The sequence below is a fragment of the Massilia sp. TSP1-1-2 genome, assembly GCF_049896185.1.
Classification (GTDB): domain Bacteria; phylum Pseudomonadota; class Gammaproteobacteria; order Burkholderiales; family Burkholderiaceae_D; genus Telluria_A.
This window is the reverse complement of the sequence record NZ_JAFCTU010000159.1, coordinates 1-815: the sequence shown is the minus strand read 5'-3', so window position 1 is coordinate 815 and position 815 is coordinate 1. Positions and strand designations below refer to the sequence as shown.

1 protein-coding gene is annotated in these 815 nt (G+C 55.8%); it reads right to left on the bottom strand.

The features are described from left to right. Positions 1 to 564 (bottom strand): IS4/Tn5 family transposase DNA-binding protein (locus ACP7BV_RS27455; RefSeq protein WP_426108078.1); only part of this gene is annotated, 564 nt, incomplete at its 3' end. Between the last annotated feature and the right edge of the window lie 251 nt (positions 565 to 815).

The following is an 815-nucleotide window of genomic DNA, read 5'->3' as shown; positions in this document are numbered from 1 at the left end:
GATATCGGCCTCGCGATCGGCGACGTACACCAGCCGCGTCGTCGGCATGTCGGCGGCCATTTCCGCGATCCTCTCATAGCCCTCGGTCCAGCGCTTGCTTTCCTTTTGTCCTGGCCGCACGCCTTGCGCATCGCGCAGTTCGCGCGCCCACATCCACGCGTCAACGACGCCCAGTTGCAGGCGCTCCGGCGTCACCGCAATGGTCGGATGCAGGTACATGCCACGCTGCACTTCATAGCTGAGCGGCCCCAGCCCTTCGATCTGCTGCCCGTTGAAATTGATTTCCGTGGTGTCCTGCAGGCACAACACCAGCGGGTACTCAGTCATCCGTTCCTGCGTTTTCTCCCAGTGCGGCGCCATGATGTCGCGCCAATCCACGGTGTCGTTCTCTAGGAAACGATAGGTCGCCACAGTCTCGCCCCAGCCGTTGCAGGACTTCGGAATACTCGCCGTCGGGTTGCCCGAAAACCGGGCCATCAAAAGCTTCGCACGCTTGTCCAGGCGCGCATCGCCGAGGTCAATTTCCGCAAATTCGTCTTCCACCCACTGCGTCGTATCAGTCATAATACCGTTGAGAAAAAGGCAATAGTAAGCCTGACATTTCAAAAGTTTACAAGCACAATTTTAAGTGCTTGAAAGTAAACGATTTTTAGCGGGGGCGTGGTCTAGAAGGAGGAATTGATCCACGCGCACTTGTGTATAAACCTATGCGGTGACCCGGGGCAGATTTTTTAGCCTGAACTTAGTTGAAAGGAGAGTTAGGAGTCTGAAACCTGCTACTGCTCCGAGACTGGCAGCTCCTAAAAGTAGAATGT